Genomic DNA, 16,043 nt, shown 5'->3' with positions numbered 1-16,043 from the left:
TCCATAATCCACAGATTATACTCTCTAAGTGGTGTTTTATTAGACATTGGTACTGTAATTTCATTAATATTTATTGTTTTATTAGAATCTATTGAATTTATGCAAGTTTTGAAGTTTTCATTTACCTGTTTTATTAGATTATTACTTTGTGTATTTTTTATTTCTAGTTTTAAATTAATTATAACTTCAAGTAGATTGTTTGTCATGGCATGTATTTCTCTTATATCTTCTACTTCACTCTCTAGATGATATGTATTTTCTAGTCTTTCAAGGTGTGTTTTTATCTTTGAATTAATTATAAATATTTCATGAAGTTCTCCTTCAATAGATTCTGTTTTTAGTATATTTTCTAATAAGTTATTGATGTGTCCTATTTTCTTAGTAACTGTCTGTGTCATGTTTATTTTCTCATGTATTGGGAAGATATAATATCCAATAATAAGTGATATCATACATCCTATTACCACGTATGTAATTCTATTTAGGCCTACAAATTGATTTTTTGATATAAATACTAGTATTGCCATTACTAGAAATCCTGACTTATCTGAATGATTTGGTATAAAACCAAATAATAGTAGAACACACATTACACATAGTATGTTAAGTAGGTATAGTTGATTGTAGTGTATTATGATAGTTGATACAACAATTGCAAATACTAGTCCTATTATATTTCCAAATATCTTCATAAGTATCTTATCTACAGTGTAGCTTAGAGTATTTTTTGTTGTAAATAGTGCTGATGTTGTTATTGTTGTTGAATGAAATGTTACAAAAAACACGTCAATTATACGTGATAATATGAATGTTATCATAAACTGTATTCCATATCTAATATCATTATTTTCTAGTGTTAGATAATCACGTCTATATGTGGTTTTCATTGATTTTTCCACATCTAGATGTATGTATTTACCCTCTTGTATATTATTAAATACATCATATGCTTTTATGTATCTGTCTATTAGATTTTTTATTCTCATATCAGTTGTAGTTGCATATAAGTCTTCAAGTTCTTCTGTATCTAGAACATGTCTATGAGGGGTGTTGATTATTTCTATAATGTTACTTGTTAATGTCTGTGTTATTTTATCTAATGTTTCAAGTTGTCTTATTTTATATTGATTATATAGGTAGTCACATACCTTTTTATTTGATTTTAAAAGGAGTGCTACATATATCATATTACTTGTGTATGTATCATGTGTTTTATAGAGTATTTCTAGTTTTTTATAGAACTTATCTTCATTTTTAAATAGACTTGTTAATATTTTACGTCCCACAGGGTCATGTTTATATAAACAGTAGAGTATATATGGCATAAATTCTATTATAACAATAAGTATTGTAACAAGTCCATACCATAACATACTTGATAGAGTAATATTAAAGTCTATGTTACTAAATGCTATGTGGAATGTGTATAAATAATACAATACTCCCACAAAACTCAAGGTTTTCAATGAATTTCCAAGTAGATTACAACTTACAAAGAATAATATCCATAATAATATACAAATAAATTGTATCATGGGACTTATACAACTAAGTAGTGCTGTAATTGTTGCAATAGGTAGCATTATAAGAAATAATAGCATTATTTTTCGAATATATGTAAGTGGTAGTGGTAGTGATAATACAATTCCAATGAAAATACCTGTTATTAGTATTAAAGTATCCACATTATGTATATCTATTAAATGAAAAAAGGTTGTTGTTATAAGTAGTATAGTTGTTATAATAAGAATACTAACATAATTTGGATGAAAATCATCACAAACAAGTAAGTCTAGTTTTTCAATTAAATTTTTATGTTTTATATTCATATTAACACAACTAACAACTATTTTTTCTATAGTCATATATATGTTACTTATTAAGTTTTAAGATTTCCTCATTACATATAACTGATAGACACATATTGATAAATAATTTTATTTCTAATAAAAACATACATAACTATTATGAAAAAAGATGCAACAACAAATAGTTTTATAAATCCAGAGCCACATGTAATAGTCTCCTGTAGGGATAAAGATGGACGTGATAATGCTTTATCAATTGGATTTATAGCAAATGTAAGTTTTAATCCCAGAATAATAATGATAGCAATATTACATACTAGGTATTCCCATCATATAATAAAAGAAAGTGGAGAATTTGTTGTAAATATTGCAACAGAAGAACTTAAAAGTGAAGTAGAATACTTGGGAAGTACATCTGGTAGAGATACTAATAAATTAGAAAATATTTCCACAACAGATGCAACACTAATTAATGCTCCACTTATTGATATGTGTCCTGTGAATTTTGAATGTAGGGTTGTAGAATGTCTAAAGCCCGGAACACATGATGTGTTTTTTGGTGAAGTATTAAAGGTTCATTGTGATGAAAAATATTTAAATAATAATAAATCAATTAATTGGGATAAAATAAATATATTACATAGTTAAAATATAAATAACTTTATAGAATGTTTTAGTAAATAAAAAGATGACAAAAAACATATTATAATTAATAATAACCATATTTCACATCTTATCTGATATATAAAAAAGAAAATTTTTTAAAAAATGAAATTCTAGTGATAATATGCAAGAGACAAAAACAAATGAATTTAATAAAATCTTTGATACCTCACGTAAAAATCTTCTAGATATGGGATTAAGAAATAATCTACTAAATTTCAAGGAAGTAAAACGTACCATACCAATTATAGATGAGGATATAGGAGAATTATATAATATACTGATTTTTGATGAAAATAGTATGGAATTTCTTCCAAAACCAAAAAAAGACACAAATAGAAACACATATACATTGGAAGATAAAAGTAATAGATTTAATGAAGAATATGTTGATAGTGGAGAATATGTTGATTTAGATAAAAAAGACTCTCATAATAAATCAATAGATACAAGAAATACACATAAAACAGAAAAGACACATGATTTACAAAGTGGTACAGAAGATATTAATATCTGGCAGATGCCAACAAATCTAGATAATATTCCAGAAAAATACAGGGACCTCTATCTTCAAACAAATCTAACAGAAAATGAATTACAAAAAAGATTGTTTTCACTCATGCAATACTATAAATCTAGTATACAGGAATCTGGATATAACACATTATACTTAGCACTAGGATTTCTCGAGTGGAAACAAACAGATTATGAAGAAGCAACACATAAAGCTCCACTCATACTTATTCCTGTTGAAATAGAAAGACAATCCATAGATTCACCATTTTCAATAAAAGCAACAGGTGAGGAAATATCCCTTAACCTATCACTAAAACATAAACTTCTAGATCAGGGAATTAATCTTCCATCAGACATGAAAGTAGAATCAAAACATGACATATACACATATCTAAATAAAGTAAAAGAAGCAATTAAATCAAAACCATCATGGAATGTAGTAAGGGATAAGTATCTAAGTACATTTAATTTTAAGAAATTTGTAATGTACAATGATCTAGATCTTACTAACTGGTCAGATAATGTGGGTAGTGGTGAAATAGGTCGTATCTTTGGACTTAAAGAACCAGATAATTTTGAATCATTTGACACAAACACAATTGATAAACAATTAAATCCAATAGATGTATACAATGTAGTAGATGCAGATTCTTCACAAATAGCAGTAATTGAAGATGCAAAAAAGGGACATAGTCTTGTAGTGGAAGGACCTCCTGGTACTGGAAAATCACAAACAATTGTAAATCTCATAGCAGAATTACTAGCAAATAATCAGAAAATATTATTTGTCAGTGAAAAAAAGGCAGCACTTGAAGTTGTAGAAAAAAGAATGGAAGATATAGGACTTGGAACATACTGTCTTGGATTATATGATAATAAAACAAGAAATAAACAATTACTAGCAGATATTAGTAAGACATTAACATGTGATTCTGTTAAAATGAAATCATTTGATGATTATGATAAACTTCAACAGATAAAAATATTATTAAATAACTATATTGAAGTTATACAATCCAAGTATGGAAATAGTGACAAGACAATCTATCAATTAATAGGAATATATGAAGAGGAATATCAAAATCTTGAAAAACAAAATCAGGAAATATATAAGATAAATCTTCCACCACTAAAAGAGTTATCTAAAAAGGATTGGGGAGACCTTCTTAATAAAATAGATAAAATAGCACAACTCTACACATTAATATCACCAATAAATACAAATCCCTGGAAGTCAACATCAATAGAAACATTACTACCAAATGATATTGATAATATTAAGATAAAAACAGAAAAAATAACAAATACAATCGATATTCTAGTGGAGAATATAAATAATTTCAGTCAAAAAGTAGGAATTAACAATATAAATTCAATGACCCACATTCCTGAATATATTCAGACAGGCACAATACTACTGTCAAATAGAAACTACTTGGAAGATAAAGATATTCTAGAAGAAGTAGCAATAGCACTAGAAGACTATCATGGTAAATATAACTTTAATATTAATGAATACAACATAAATCTTAGTCAAATAAAAGAAGAACTTTCAACACTTATCAACAACCAAAAAGATATTGTAATATCCTCTGACATATTCATACAATGTGATGTTATAAGACTTCTTGATGACTTTAAACAAATGAAGGAAAATATTGAATTATCACAGATAAAAAAGGCATTAAATGATAATACAATAGAAGATAAGTTTCGTAAATTCAAGTCTGGAAAAGATTCCTTCATGAAATTCTTAAATAAGAATTATAAAAACTCTAAAAAAGAATTATTATCATACTATGAAGTCAATGTGGATGATGATGTAATAATAAGGGACTTTGAAAAATTATTCTCATGGAATGATACACTAATTAGTATAAGAAACAAGATACTACCATACACATCATTTAACAATCTAACAGATGAAGAAATAATCTACCAATTAGAACAACTTCTAAGAAACAATGATAAGTTAACACAAATCAACACACAAGTAGCAGATATATTCAATCAAAGTCCATTTAAATCACCAGATGAACTAGAATATCACATAGATCTACTACTAAATAGAGAAAGACTAGAAAAATTCATAGAAGAAAATAATTCACTACTAGATACATACTTCACAACATGGAATGGTACCAATACAAACATCATAGAATTTAAAGATGAATATGATACACTTACACAATTTTTAACAAAACAAGACTTCAATTTACTAAAGAATATAAATCCAGAAGATATACCAAATCTAAAAGATATAATTCAAACAATAGACTATTCTTACAATATACTAAATGAGAAATACCAATTTTTAGATAACATACTTGGATTTAAGGATAATCTATCAAAAAACATACTCTTTAACACAGACTTTGAAAACATAAAAACAGAAATACAAAAATTAAACTCCAGTATTTCAACAATAAATGATTGGAACCAATTTAACACATATGCTAAGGAATATTCCAATGAATACACCCATGAATTCATAGAACTAGTAAAAGAGGATAAAATAAAATCAGAAGCAATACAATCACTTTTTACATATACAATGGTAAATAACATACTTGAAGAGGCATACACTGAAAATGAAACATTACAGGAATTTAATGACACATTATATGAAAATAACATTGAAAAATTCAAGAAATTAGATAAACAAACCATAGACCTAAATAAATACAGGGTACGTGAAAAACTAGACAGTAAAAAACCTAACATGAATGCTAGTATAAATCCATCATCATCACTGGGAATCCTGGCACGTGAAATAAACAAGAAACGAAATTTCAAACCAATAAGACAATTATTAACAGAATGTAAAACAATAATCACTGATATAAAACCATGCTTCTTAATGAGTCCACTATCCATTGCACAATACCTTGATACACATGAATATGAATCTTACTTTGACTATGTAATATTCGATGAAGCAAGTCAAGTGAAGGTAGAAGATGCACTTGGAGCACTTCTTAGGGGAAAACACTACGTTATAATGGGTGATACAAAACAACTTCCACCAACATCATTTTTTGATGTTGAAACAAACATTGAAAGTGATGATGATATTGATATACAGGATGTTGAAAGTATTCTTCATCTATGTAAATCATCACTACCATCACGTATGCTAAAGTGTCACTATAGAAGTCGTCATCAATCACTAATAGCAGTGTCAAATATGGAATTCTATAACAATGAACTATGTATATTCCCATCTCCTGCAAAGAATAGTGATGAATTGGGTCTTAAATTTGTTTACAACAAGGATAGTGTCTATGATAGGGGTGGAAGTAGTCAAAATAGAATAGAAGCAAGAGATGTAATTAACTATGCAATAAATCATTTTAAAAAGTATGGAAATAGTAAAAGTTTAGGTATAGGTACTTTTAGTACAAAACAAAGAGATGCAATCAGTGAAGAGCTTGAAGCAGAACTTAAAAAACATCCTGAATTACAAAAATACTTCAATGAAGAAGGATCTGATGGATTCTTTATTAAAAATATTGAAAATATTCAGGGAGATGAAAGGGATGTTATACTAATAAGTATAGGATATGGATATGATAACAATCATAAACTTTCCCTAAGTTTTGGACCATTAAATAGGGATGGAGGAGAACGTCGTTTAAATGTACTTACAACACGTGCAAAGGAAAAATGTGTAGTATTTTGTAACTTCAAATCAGGTGATATGAAGGCTAAGATTAAAACTACATCACCACGTGGTGTACAGGCTCTTAGTAAATATCTTTACTATGCAGAAACTGGGGAATTCTCAACAAATTACATAACAGATGGAGATTTTGACTCACCATTTGAAGAATCTGTATATAACTTCCTTACTGATGAGGGCTATATTGTTTCAAAACAGGTGGGATGTGCAGGTTATAGAATTGATTTAGCAATAGTTAATCCAAAAGATTCTAATAATTATGTTCTTGGAATAGAATGTGATGGTGCATCATATCATAGTAGTGCATCTGCAAGGGATCGTGATAGACTCAGACAAAATATGCTTGAAGGATTAGGATGGAAGTTCCATAGAATCTGGTCAACAGACTGGTATTATAATAGAATAAATGCTAAAAATACCTTACTTGAAGCTATTGATAAGGCACTAATTGATGTAGAAAATGAGACAAGAGCAGATAAACTTGAAGTTACTGATAAAACACAATATGATAGTACTAAAATAGAAGATACTACTCAAAGTTTACCTGAGGTTAGTGGAGATGGAGTAAATACTCCAAGTGATACTTCAACATCTAAAAACACAGTTACTATAAACACTGTAGAAATACCTGTGGAGGATTCAGTTGATGAACATGTGGAGTATGTTAAATGTGAGGATGTTAAATTAAATGAGGATTATGTTTACTATGAAAATAGTATAGTATGTTATGACTTCTATAGTTTAGATAAAAATAGTGTTTTAGAGGTTATTGAGGATATTATCAGTGTTGAATCTCCAATCTGTGATGAAGAATTATATAATCGTCTTAAAAAAGTCTATAATGTTAAGGCTACAAAGAAATTTAAGGCAACTGTGGATAAAATAGCAGATTCTACTAAACTTATGCGTAGTGGTATTTATCATAAGGATGGTTTTTATTTAAATCCAAATGTGGAGATATGTGTTAGATTTAGAGAAAAACCAAATATAGATTATATATATGCTCAGGAGGTAGAACTTGCAATTAAGGAAGTTTTATCAGTAAATTATTCTATGGGCGTGGATGATTTGGCAAAAGAAGTATCATTACTATTTGGTTTTAAATCATTGTCTAATAAGACAAAAAATAGTATTTTTGAAGTAATACAAGGCCTTCATTTTTCTGATAATTCTAGTCTTAGAATTGAGGATGATGTTGTAAGTATGTAGATACTTCGTTACTTATCCTTTTTATATGTGTAACTTTGTTATTCTAGTTTGATATATGAATTATTATAAACTTTTTATATAAAAAACTAGTAGATTATACATTTTTTGATGAAATAAAACAAGTAAAAGACGAAAAAAAGTATCAATGCATATCATGTTGATTTGGATTTATTTAAATGGTTTGTAAGGTATTTAATGAATTCAACTGGACAAACATTCTCAAAAACAAGTATAACTAATTATTTAAAAAAAAATGAAAAAAACTACATAACCATATCTATTTTTACTGAATTTCTACAAGAAGCTCTTTTTTCTATGAAATTTAAATGTAAAGATCTTATAGGAAAAAAGGAAGTTGATTTTTTTTTATGTGAAAAATCTGGTAAAAAAATATATATTCAAGTAAGTTTTCTACATTGTATGGAGACTATAGAATGAGAATTTTCTCCACTTGAAAAAATAGCTGATAATTATCCAATATGTGTTATCAATGGATAAGTTTGGATATGTCTTGGATATTATTCATATGAATATCATGGATTTTTAAAGATACAGAGATTTAAGGTCATGTTTTATAATTAATCATTCTAAGTAAGTAATTTTCTACCACTTTTTTTAAACACTCTTTTAAAATGATAACAGGTTATGTTCATAACTTAAAAAAAAGAATTAGTTAAAATTTTTCTTTATATATTTTCCCTTTGTTATGAACATACCGTATTAGAAAAAAATAGTTATTCTTATAATATGTTTATTGCTTCAAGCATTGATTGAAGACCTAATATGAATATTGCAAGTCCACCAATAAATTCAATTACTCTTGCATATTTAATAGCTACTTTTGTTCCAAAAGTACCTATAAGGAACCAGATTATAACTGCTAATAGACTTAGACCACCTAGTATTATTGGGTCTACTCCAGCTACTGCTCCTTGTGATGATAGAACTAAGTTTTCTATGTTACCAAATATTAATAATCCCCAAAATTCTTTGTATTCATCTATAAAAGACATTTAATCACCTTATTTGTATTCTGGATCTTCGTTGTATCTTGCTGATTCTATCATTGATTGAAGACCTAGTACGAATATTGCAAGTCCACCAACAAATTCTATTACATTTGAGTATGCCATAGCTAAGTTAGTACCAATTGTACCTATAATTAACCATATTATTACACATATTATACTTGCTATTCCTAGTTTTAAGGGATTAGCACCTTTTACTACACCTTGTGATGCTAAAATTAAGTTTTCTATGTTACCAAATATTAGTAGTCCTATAAATGGTATATAAGCATCAAGAACCATGTTATCACCTGTTTATATTTCTATTATTTTTTTGTGAATATAATCTTCTTTCTATTATTTTTTTTTGGAAATTTGATTGTTTTTAATTCACTATTTTTTTAAAATATATTATTTTAATTATCTTATTTATAAATTAAGATATTAATTAATATCTAATACTCTTCACTTATTATATAGGCATTGATTCTATTTAAAAGGTTAGTTAATAATTTTATTTATCCTAGTATCATATTATGGCTAAATGGATTATAATTTGTAATTATAAATAATTATAAATTTAAAATAAGCTTTATAAAATGTTAATAGGGTGTTTTAGAGGATTAATAATTTTTTATTATAACAATTGGTTGATTATATTCTTTTTATTCTCTTTAAAAATATCTGGAGTACTTCTTATTTTTCCTTATAGTCAATTATTTTCTTTACCTCTTGAAGACTAGATGGAACAAGTCTAACATCTAATCCATGATATGTTTTATAAAGGTTAATGTACTTCTTTTTACGGAGGGATTTTATTCCTTTTTTAATTTCCTTGGTTGAATATTGATTTAGGTTTCTACAAAGGTTTATTATTGGTGTATGATGCTTTCCAATACATCCATGTTTGAATAATGTGGATAGGATGTCCTTTTCTAAATCTGGATTAGACTTCATAAGATTATATATAGTAGTAGACATATATAATTATATGTATAATTTCTGTACATGAAATTATTTTCATGTATAAGTAATGTTTAAAAAATATACGTGGTGTAATAGTATTATGTATGAAAAAATATTTGGAAAATATCCTCAAGTAAAAGTAGTAAGTTATGTGTTAACAAATCCAGAAAAACCATACACAAAAAAGGAAATAGCATATGGAGCACAAATATCACGAGTAACTCTAAATTCCTTTATCAAAACTCTTGAAGAACTAGAAATACTAGTTAAGGATGGTACAAATTACAAAGTAAATCTTAATTCAAAGATTGTGAAAACATTAATTAAAACACAGATAACACTTGCAGAACTAGTAATGGAACATGACATGGAACATAAAAAAGACATACTAGGTGATGTATTAAGTGATGAGGAATTTGAAAGATTTATGAATAACTTTGAATATGAAGTTGATATTGATGGGGAACTCGAAAAATTAGAGGAAAATGAGGAAATACTCGTTAAAACAAAAGAATATGAAGACCTTAAAAATACGAAAATTAATACTTCTACACTTCCAAATAACTTTGTAATAAATAGTGTTTACCCACAGGATAAAAATAGGAAGATGATAAATTATGGATAACCTAGATAACCTAAACAATGGACAAGTACCAAAAATAGTAGTCAAAGATACACAAACAAATCCTGTATCTGGAGCAGTGTGTGTAGGATCAAATGATCAGATACGTGTTGCATTTATTGAAGATAAACTTTCAAGTGATGAATTTGGTAATGTTGAAATGATACAAGAATGTAATCTACAAATTGTTATGACACCACAGGTAGCAAGAAACATAATACAAGTAATAGAAGATAATTTAGCATCTAATAATTTTTAAGTCTTTAAACTCCCCTTTTTTTTTCAAAATTTTTTTTATACTTTGAATATATTACTTATAATTAAGAAATATAATATCATGGTAAATGAGAAAATTATGAATAAGTATGTAATATTAATTGCAATGCTAGCTTCTTTTGGTGTTGCTTTTACATCAAATGCTGTATCTGTTGCACTTCCAACTATAGCAGTTGACTTTAATATTACAAATATAATGCAAAACTGGTTAGTAAACATATATCTACTAGTTATAGCAGCTGCAAGTGTGCCCTTTGGTAAAATATGTGGAAAATATGGTTTAAACAAAACTATGGGAATAGGTCTTATAGGCTATGTTGTAGGTTCTATATTGTCTGGTATAGCATTTAATATAGAATTTATGTTAGTAGCACGAATAATTCAAGGTATAGCTTCTGCAGTTCTATTTGTAAATAGTATGGCAATAATAACAGAACAAGTACCTCCACAAAAAAGAGGTCAGGCTATTGGTATTACAGTAACAGGAGTGTATCTTGGTCTTACACTTGCTCCAACTGTTAGTGGTTTTCTAGTGGAGTATGTGGGTTGGAGAAGTATATTCTATATTACAGTTCCACTAATATTAATATCATATTATCTCCTAACAAGAATTGATAAGGAATGGATAATTGGTGGTGGAGATCCTATAGATGTTAAAGGTTCACTACTTTATGTTGTTGGAATTTTAATTTTAATGTATGGTTTTACAATACTACATGATGTGATTGGTATTATAACTGTGGTTATAGGTCTTGTTATACTAGCAATTTTTGCAAAGTATGAATTAAAAGAACAATATCCTATATATGATATGCACTTATTTAGGAATGTAAAATACACCTCCTCTAATATTGCATCTTTAATTAGTTATTTTGCAACATTTGTGGTAACATATATTTTAAATTATCATCTACAATACTTAAATGGATTTAGTCCAGAAACAACAGGACTAATACTTATTGTCACACCACTAATCATGGCAATAGGTGCACCAATAGCAGGAAGACTATCAGATAAAATCAATCCACAAATACTAGCAGCAATAGGAATGATAATAGTATCAATAGCACTGGTTATACTGTGTTTCTTAGATGAAACAACACCATTATATATGATATTCATATCAATGATACTACAAGGAGTTGGATTTAGTCTATTTTCAACACCAAACAACAATGTAATACTAGGATCAGTTGATAAAAAAGACATAGCAACAGCATCAGCATCTCTATCCACAGTAAGAACAATAGGACAATCATTTAGTCTAGGACTTTTAACACTAGTATTTGCATATATAATGGGTAACGTTCCAATAATACCACAACATTATCCACAACTAATACTAAGTAGCCAAGTAACAATGATACTATCAACAATACTATGTATAATAGCAATACTATTATCACTCATGGGTATAAAATCAGGAAATAAAAACTAAATTTCCAATTTTTAACTTTTTTTTAGAAAATTAGTATGATAAATAGAAATAACTTATTTTTGAAATAAAAAAAATAAATATTAAATTTAAAAATTAGAACATAAAGGTTAAAGAAGGAAGAGAATTAGTTAAAATGTTTTAAAGCTAATTCTACGTCTTCAGCTTGTATAGTTTTGCGGTCAGCATGTTTTGCTAAATCAATAACTGCGGATGCTAATTTGTCAGCATAAGCTTCTACAGCTTCAACGATTTTTTCTTCTGCATCTTTACTTATTCTTTCTGCACCAGCATTTTTAACAATTCTAGTTACAGGTGCTTTTGGTATTTCTGTCATATTTTACATCTCCTTTAGATAGATATATCATAGGTATTATTTAAGTATTTCTCAAAAATACTTAATTTTACTTAAAAATAGGGCTTTATTTATCATAAAACACCTCAATTTAGGTAAAATATTTTTTTTTATAAAAAAAGTTATGGTAGAAAAATTAGAATTCTAATTTTGAAATTCTATCCATAGCTTCAACAGTATTTTCATAAGTATTAAATGCAGTTAATCTAAGATAACCTTCTCCACTTGGACCAAATCCAGCACCAGGAGTACTTACAACATGAGCTTCTTTAAGTAAAATATCAAAGAAACTCCAGGAATCAATATCATTAGGTGTTTTAAACCAAATATATGGTGAATCTACTCCTCCATAAACTTTTAATCCCATTTTTTCAAGACTTTCACGAATAACTTGTGCATTTTTAACATAATAATCAAGATTTTCTTGAATTTCTTTCTTACCTTCAGGTGTGTAAATTGCCTGTGCAGCCCTTTGAACAGGATATGATACACCATTAAATTTAGTTGATTGTCTTCTATTCCATAATGGATTTAATTGTACTTTATTACCATTAGCATCTTTAACATAAACCTCTTCTGGTACAACACAGTAAGCACAACGAGTACCAGTAAATCCTGCTACTTTTGAATAACTTCTAAATTCAACTGCAACATCTTTTGCACCTTCAATTTCAAAGATACTATGTGGAATTCCAGGAGTTTTAATAAATGATTCATATGCAGCATCAAATAATATTAATGCATCGTTTTCATGTGCATAATCTACCCATTCTTTTAATTGTTCTTTTGTAAGAGTTGTTCCTGTAGGATTGTTAGGATAACATAGATAGATAATATCTACTTTTTCACTAGGAAGTGATGGTACAAAGTCATTTTCACTAGTTGCTGGAAGATATACTATGTTTTCATAGAATCCATCTTCACCCATTTTACCACTACGTCCTGCCATTACATTACTATCAACATATACAGGATATACAGGATCTGTTACTGCAATTATATTATCTTTAGAAAAGAGTTCCTGGAAATTTCCAGTATCACATTTTGCTCCATCACTTATAAATACTTCAGAGTTTTTAAGTTCTACTCCTAATGGTTTATAATCATTTTCTATAACATCTTCAATTAAGAAGTCATATCCTTGTTCTGGACCATATCCTCTAAATGTATCAGCATCACCTAATTCATCAACAGCCCTTTTAAATGCTTCAACTACTGATTTTGCAAGTGGTCTTGTTACATCTCCAATTCCCATTTTTATGAGATTTGCATCTGGATTTTCTTTTTGATATTCATCTACTCTTCTTGCAATTTCTACAAATAAGTAGTTGTTTTGTATTAAACTATAGTATTCATTTACTTTCACTGCCATATATTTCACCTTTTTAGTTATGTGTATAATAGAATGTTATTTCATTATCATTTATTTTATCTACTCTTGCAAATCCAAATCTTTCAAGTTGTACCATATCATCAACTTCTAGATTTGATGCATCACATTCAATATATCCTGTAACATGAGTATTATCTGGCATTACAACTGTAGCACTTATGGATGTTTCAACTGGTGCCCATTGTATAATACGTGCATGTTGTGCTTGTGCATCTTCAAGAGTTTCACTATCATATATTACTTTATCTTCCTCTATTTTAATATTTATTAAATCCATTAGTCTTAATGGTATGTTTTTATCTTGTGCATGTTTATAGTCATCTTCTGGTATGTATACACTACCATTAAATGTTAAGTTTCTAAATCCTTTTTCTGGTTTGTTATAGTGAAGTTCACGTTCTACTGTCATGTTTGTTTTAGAACTTGGTAGATTTTCAACATCTACTTTAACAGCATTTGGTATGAAGAAGTATCTGTTTGTGTTTTCCTCTATGATGTTACGATTTAATCCATAGATTTTCTTCCAACTTATTGTTGCATCGGCTTGTTTTGTTCCAATCTCCTCTATTAAATCATAAAGTACTTCTTTTTTAATTCCTCTTCTTGCAATTGCACGTATAGTTCCAAGTCTTGGATCATCCCATCCAGTGTATGTTTTATTTTCAATACCTTCTCTTGCTTTAGATGTACTAAGTTCTACATCATCCATTTTTAATCTACCATAGTGAATAAACTCTGGTACATCCCATCCAAAGTGTTTGTATAGGTATGTTTGTTTTTCACTGTTTGCAAGATGGTCTTTTCCACGTAATACATGTGTCATGCCCATAAGATGATCATCTACTGTTACTGAGAAGTTCATCATTGGATAGATTTTATATTTATTTCCTAATCTTGGATGTTCTTGGTTTACTATTCTCATTGCAACCCAGTCACGTATTGCAGGATTTTTATGATTTATATCTGTTTTTATACGAAGTACTGCTTCTCCTTCTTCCATATTTTCAAAGTTATTCCATAATTCCATGTTTTCTTCTATGGTATGACTTCTACATGGACATGGTTGACAGTTATCTTTAAGTTTTTTAAATTCTCCACCATCACATTTACACATATATGCAGCACCTATTTCTATTGCTTTTTGTGCATATTCATAGTATATTTCTAGTCTGTCACTTTGGGTGTATATTTCATCTGGTTCTATACCTAACCATTTAATATCTTGTGGTATTGCATCATATGCATCTGGTTCTACTCTTTTAGGATCTGTATCTTCAATTCTAAGAATTAGTTTTCCATTGTATTTTTCCTGGTATAGTTTGTTTAGTATTGCTGCTCTTGCATGTCCAATATGAAGTGGTCCTGATGGATTTGGTGCAAATCTTAGTGTTACTTTTTTATCTTCAGTATTTTTTAATTCAGGTAATCCTTTCGGTTTTTCTTCTTTTTTTGTATGTTGTTCTAGTCCACCAAGTGATTCCACTTCTTTTTGTTGTTCTTCTGGTGTTAAATTATTTACTTTTGCAACTAATTTTCCTGCAAGTTGTGATACAGTTTTGGGGTCTTTTCTCATTTCTGGGTTTTTAGACATTACCATTCCTATTACTGATCCTACTTGACATTTATTTCCATGTTCTATAGCATTAGTTAAAGCATATTTATAAATAGTTTCTTCTATATCCATTGATATTCTCCGTTTTTGTGTAATTTAATTATTATAAAAAAGAGGGTGGTTATTTTTTTTGAAAAATTTTTCTTTTTATTGTATATTATATATGTCTAAATTTCTATAAAAAAATTTACTTATGAATTGATTTTTTAATTGGAATATATTTTTTCTGTGTATATTTGGTCTTTATTTTTTTCTTATATATTTTAACTTTTACTTTAAAACTTAATTTTATTCAATTAAATTTTATTTAAATTATCACTCAGGCTTTAAAATTAAAAATCACAACAGTATTGGTTAAATTTGATTAAAAGTAATTAATTTAAGAGATTATCTGTAAATTCTCTTTTTTATTATTGAAAAATTAATTTTTTTAGAATATCTTCTTTTATTTTTAATTTTATCCTTTTATTTTCATTTTTTTAGTCATTGTCAGAAACTT

At 27.8% G+C, this 16,043-nt stretch carries 13 protein-coding genes; 6 read left to right on the top strand and 7 right to left on the bottom strand.

The window, feature by feature from the left end:
- A partial coding sequence (locus BZ132_RS04550) for an FUSC family protein (protein WP_286940583.1) occupies positions 1-1,865 on the bottom strand: 1,865 nt, incomplete at its 3' end.
- A gap of 102 nt (positions 1,866-1,967) precedes the next feature.
- Between BZ132_RS04550 and BZ132_RS04545 the strand changes: the two genes are divergently transcribed.
- The 3 genes from BZ132_RS04545 (at position 1,968) to BZ132_RS04535 (ending at position 8,316) form a co-directional block, all read left to right on the top strand.
- Positions 1,968-2,456 (top strand): flavin reductase family protein, encoded by a 489-nt coding sequence (locus BZ132_RS04545; protein WP_286940582.1) that lies wholly within the window; start codon positions 1,968-1,970, stop codon positions 2,454-2,456.
- A gap of 139 nt (positions 2,457-2,595) precedes the next feature.
- The gene (locus tag BZ132_RS04540; RefSeq protein WP_286940581.1) at positions 2,596-7,878 is read left to right on the top strand and encodes a DUF4011 domain-containing protein; all 5,283 of its coding nucleotides are present in this window, start codon (positions 2,596-2,598) and stop codon (positions 7,876-7,878) included.
- A gap of 195 nt (positions 7,879-8,073) precedes the next feature.
- On the top strand, positions 8,074-8,316 hold the full coding sequence (locus BZ132_RS04535) for a hypothetical protein (RefSeq protein WP_286940580.1): 243 nt from the start codon (positions 8,074-8,076) through the stop codon (positions 8,314-8,316).
- Positions 8,317-8,618: 302 nt separating this feature from the next.
- On the opposite strand, the gene BZ132_RS04530 is transcribed toward BZ132_RS04535, so the two are convergent.
- The 3 genes from BZ132_RS04530 to BZ132_RS04520 form a co-directional block, all read right to left on the bottom strand.
- Entirely contained in the window at positions 8,619-8,891 is a 273-nt protein-coding gene (locus tag BZ132_RS04530) for a hypothetical protein (RefSeq protein WP_011406515.1), read from the bottom strand.
- 9 nt (positions 8,892-8,900) lie between these two features.
- Positions 8,901-9,188, bottom strand: a complete 288-nt coding sequence (locus BZ132_RS04525; protein WP_011406514.1) for a hypothetical protein — start codon at positions 9,186-9,188, stop codon at positions 8,901-8,903.
- A gap of 393 nt (positions 9,189-9,581) precedes the next feature.
- Entirely contained in the window at positions 9,582-9,842 is a 261-nt protein-coding gene (locus BZ132_RS04520; protein ID WP_143740855.1) for a hypothetical protein, read from the bottom strand.
- A gap of 109 nt (positions 9,843-9,951) precedes the next feature.
- On the opposite strand from BZ132_RS04520, the gene BZ132_RS04515 reads away from it, so the two are divergent.
- The 3 genes from BZ132_RS04515 to BZ132_RS04505 all read left to right on the top strand — a co-directional run bounded on the left by BZ132_RS04515 (position 9,952) and on the right by BZ132_RS04505 (position 12,187).
- Complete coding sequence (locus tag BZ132_RS04515) at positions 9,952-10,476, top strand: hypothetical protein (RefSeq protein WP_112149577.1); 525 nt, start codon at positions 9,952-9,954, stop codon at positions 10,474-10,476.
- Complete coding sequence (locus BZ132_RS04510; protein ID WP_048059738.1) at positions 10,469-10,732, top strand: hypothetical protein; 264 nt, start codon at positions 10,469-10,471, stop codon at positions 10,730-10,732. Before BZ132_RS04515 ends, BZ132_RS04510 begins: the two co-directional genes overlap by 8 nt.
- A 96-nt stretch (positions 10,733-10,828) precedes the next feature.
- On the top strand, positions 10,829-12,187 hold the full coding sequence (locus BZ132_RS04505) for an MFS transporter (protein ID WP_011406512.1): 1,359 nt from the start codon (positions 10,829-10,831) through the stop codon (positions 12,185-12,187).
- Between the two features lie 124 nt (positions 12,188-12,311).
- Here BZ132_RS04505 and BZ132_RS04500 read toward each other — a convergent pair whose 3' ends face one another.
- The 3 genes from BZ132_RS04500 to BZ132_RS04490 all read right to left on the bottom strand — a co-directional run bounded on the left by BZ132_RS04500 (position 12,312) and on the right by BZ132_RS04490 (position 15,616).
- On the bottom strand, positions 12,312-12,521 hold the full coding sequence (locus BZ132_RS04500; protein WP_048059736.1) for a histone family protein: 210 nt from the start codon (positions 12,519-12,521) through the stop codon (positions 12,312-12,314).
- A gap of 154 nt (positions 12,522-12,675) precedes the next feature.
- Positions 12,676-13,911: an LL-diaminopimelate aminotransferase gene (locus tag BZ132_RS04495; protein ID WP_011406511.1), complete on the bottom strand. Its 1,236-nt coding sequence runs from the start codon at positions 13,909-13,911 to the stop codon at positions 12,676-12,678.
- A gap of 13 nt (positions 13,912-13,924) precedes the next feature.
- Positions 13,925-15,616, bottom strand: a complete 1,692-nt coding sequence (locus BZ132_RS04490; RefSeq protein WP_011406510.1) for a glutamate--tRNA ligase — start codon at positions 15,614-15,616, stop codon at positions 13,925-13,927.
- Positions 15,617-16,043 lie beyond the last annotated feature (427 nt).

The organism is Methanosphaera sp. DEW79, from assembly GCF_003266085.1.
GTDB lineage: Archaea > Methanobacteriota > Methanobacteria > Methanobacteriales > Methanobacteriaceae > Methanosphaera > Methanosphaera stadtmanae.
This window is presented reverse-complemented; position numbering and strand designations above follow the sequence as displayed.

Excerpts from the sequence above, each read along its gene's own strand:
- BZ132_RS04545 (WP_286940582.1), top strand. The coding sequence starts at position 1,968 with ATGAAAAAAGATGCAACAACAAATAGTTTTATAAATCCAGAGCCACAT.
- BZ132_RS04540 (WP_286940581.1), top strand. The coding sequence starts at position 2,596 with ATGCAAGAGACAAAAACAAATGAATTTAATAAAATCTTTGATACCTCA.
- BZ132_RS04535 (WP_286940580.1), top strand. The coding sequence starts at position 8,074 with ATGAATTCAACTGGACAAACATTCTCAAAAACAAGTATAACTAATTAT.
- BZ132_RS04530 (WP_011406515.1), bottom strand. The coding sequence starts at position 8,891 with ATGTCTTTTATAGATGAATACAAAGAATTTTGGGGATTATTAATATTT.
- BZ132_RS04525 (WP_011406514.1), bottom strand. The coding sequence starts at position 9,188 with ATGGTTCTTGATGCTTATATACCATTTATAGGACTACTAATATTTGGT.
- BZ132_RS04520 (WP_143740855.1), bottom strand. The coding sequence starts at position 9,842 with ATGAAGTCTAATCCAGATTTAGAAAAGGACATCCTATCCACATTATTC.
- BZ132_RS04515 (WP_112149577.1), top strand. The coding sequence starts at position 9,952 with ATGTATGAAAAAATATTTGGAAAATATCCTCAAGTAAAAGTAGTAAGT.
- BZ132_RS04510 (WP_048059738.1), top strand. The coding sequence starts at position 10,469 with ATGGATAACCTAGATAACCTAAACAATGGACAAGTACCAAAAATAGTA.
- BZ132_RS04505 (WP_011406512.1), top strand. The coding sequence starts at position 10,829 with ATGAATAAGTATGTAATATTAATTGCAATGCTAGCTTCTTTTGGTGTT.
- BZ132_RS04500 (WP_048059736.1), bottom strand. The coding sequence starts at position 12,521 with ATGACAGAAATACCAAAAGCACCTGTAACTAGAATTGTTAAAAATGCT.
- BZ132_RS04495 (WP_011406511.1), bottom strand. The coding sequence starts at position 13,911 with ATGGCAGTGAAAGTAAATGAATACTATAGTTTAATACAAAACAACTAC.
- BZ132_RS04490 (WP_011406510.1), bottom strand. The coding sequence starts at position 15,616 with ATGGATATAGAAGAAACTATTTATAAATATGCTTTAACTAATGCTATA.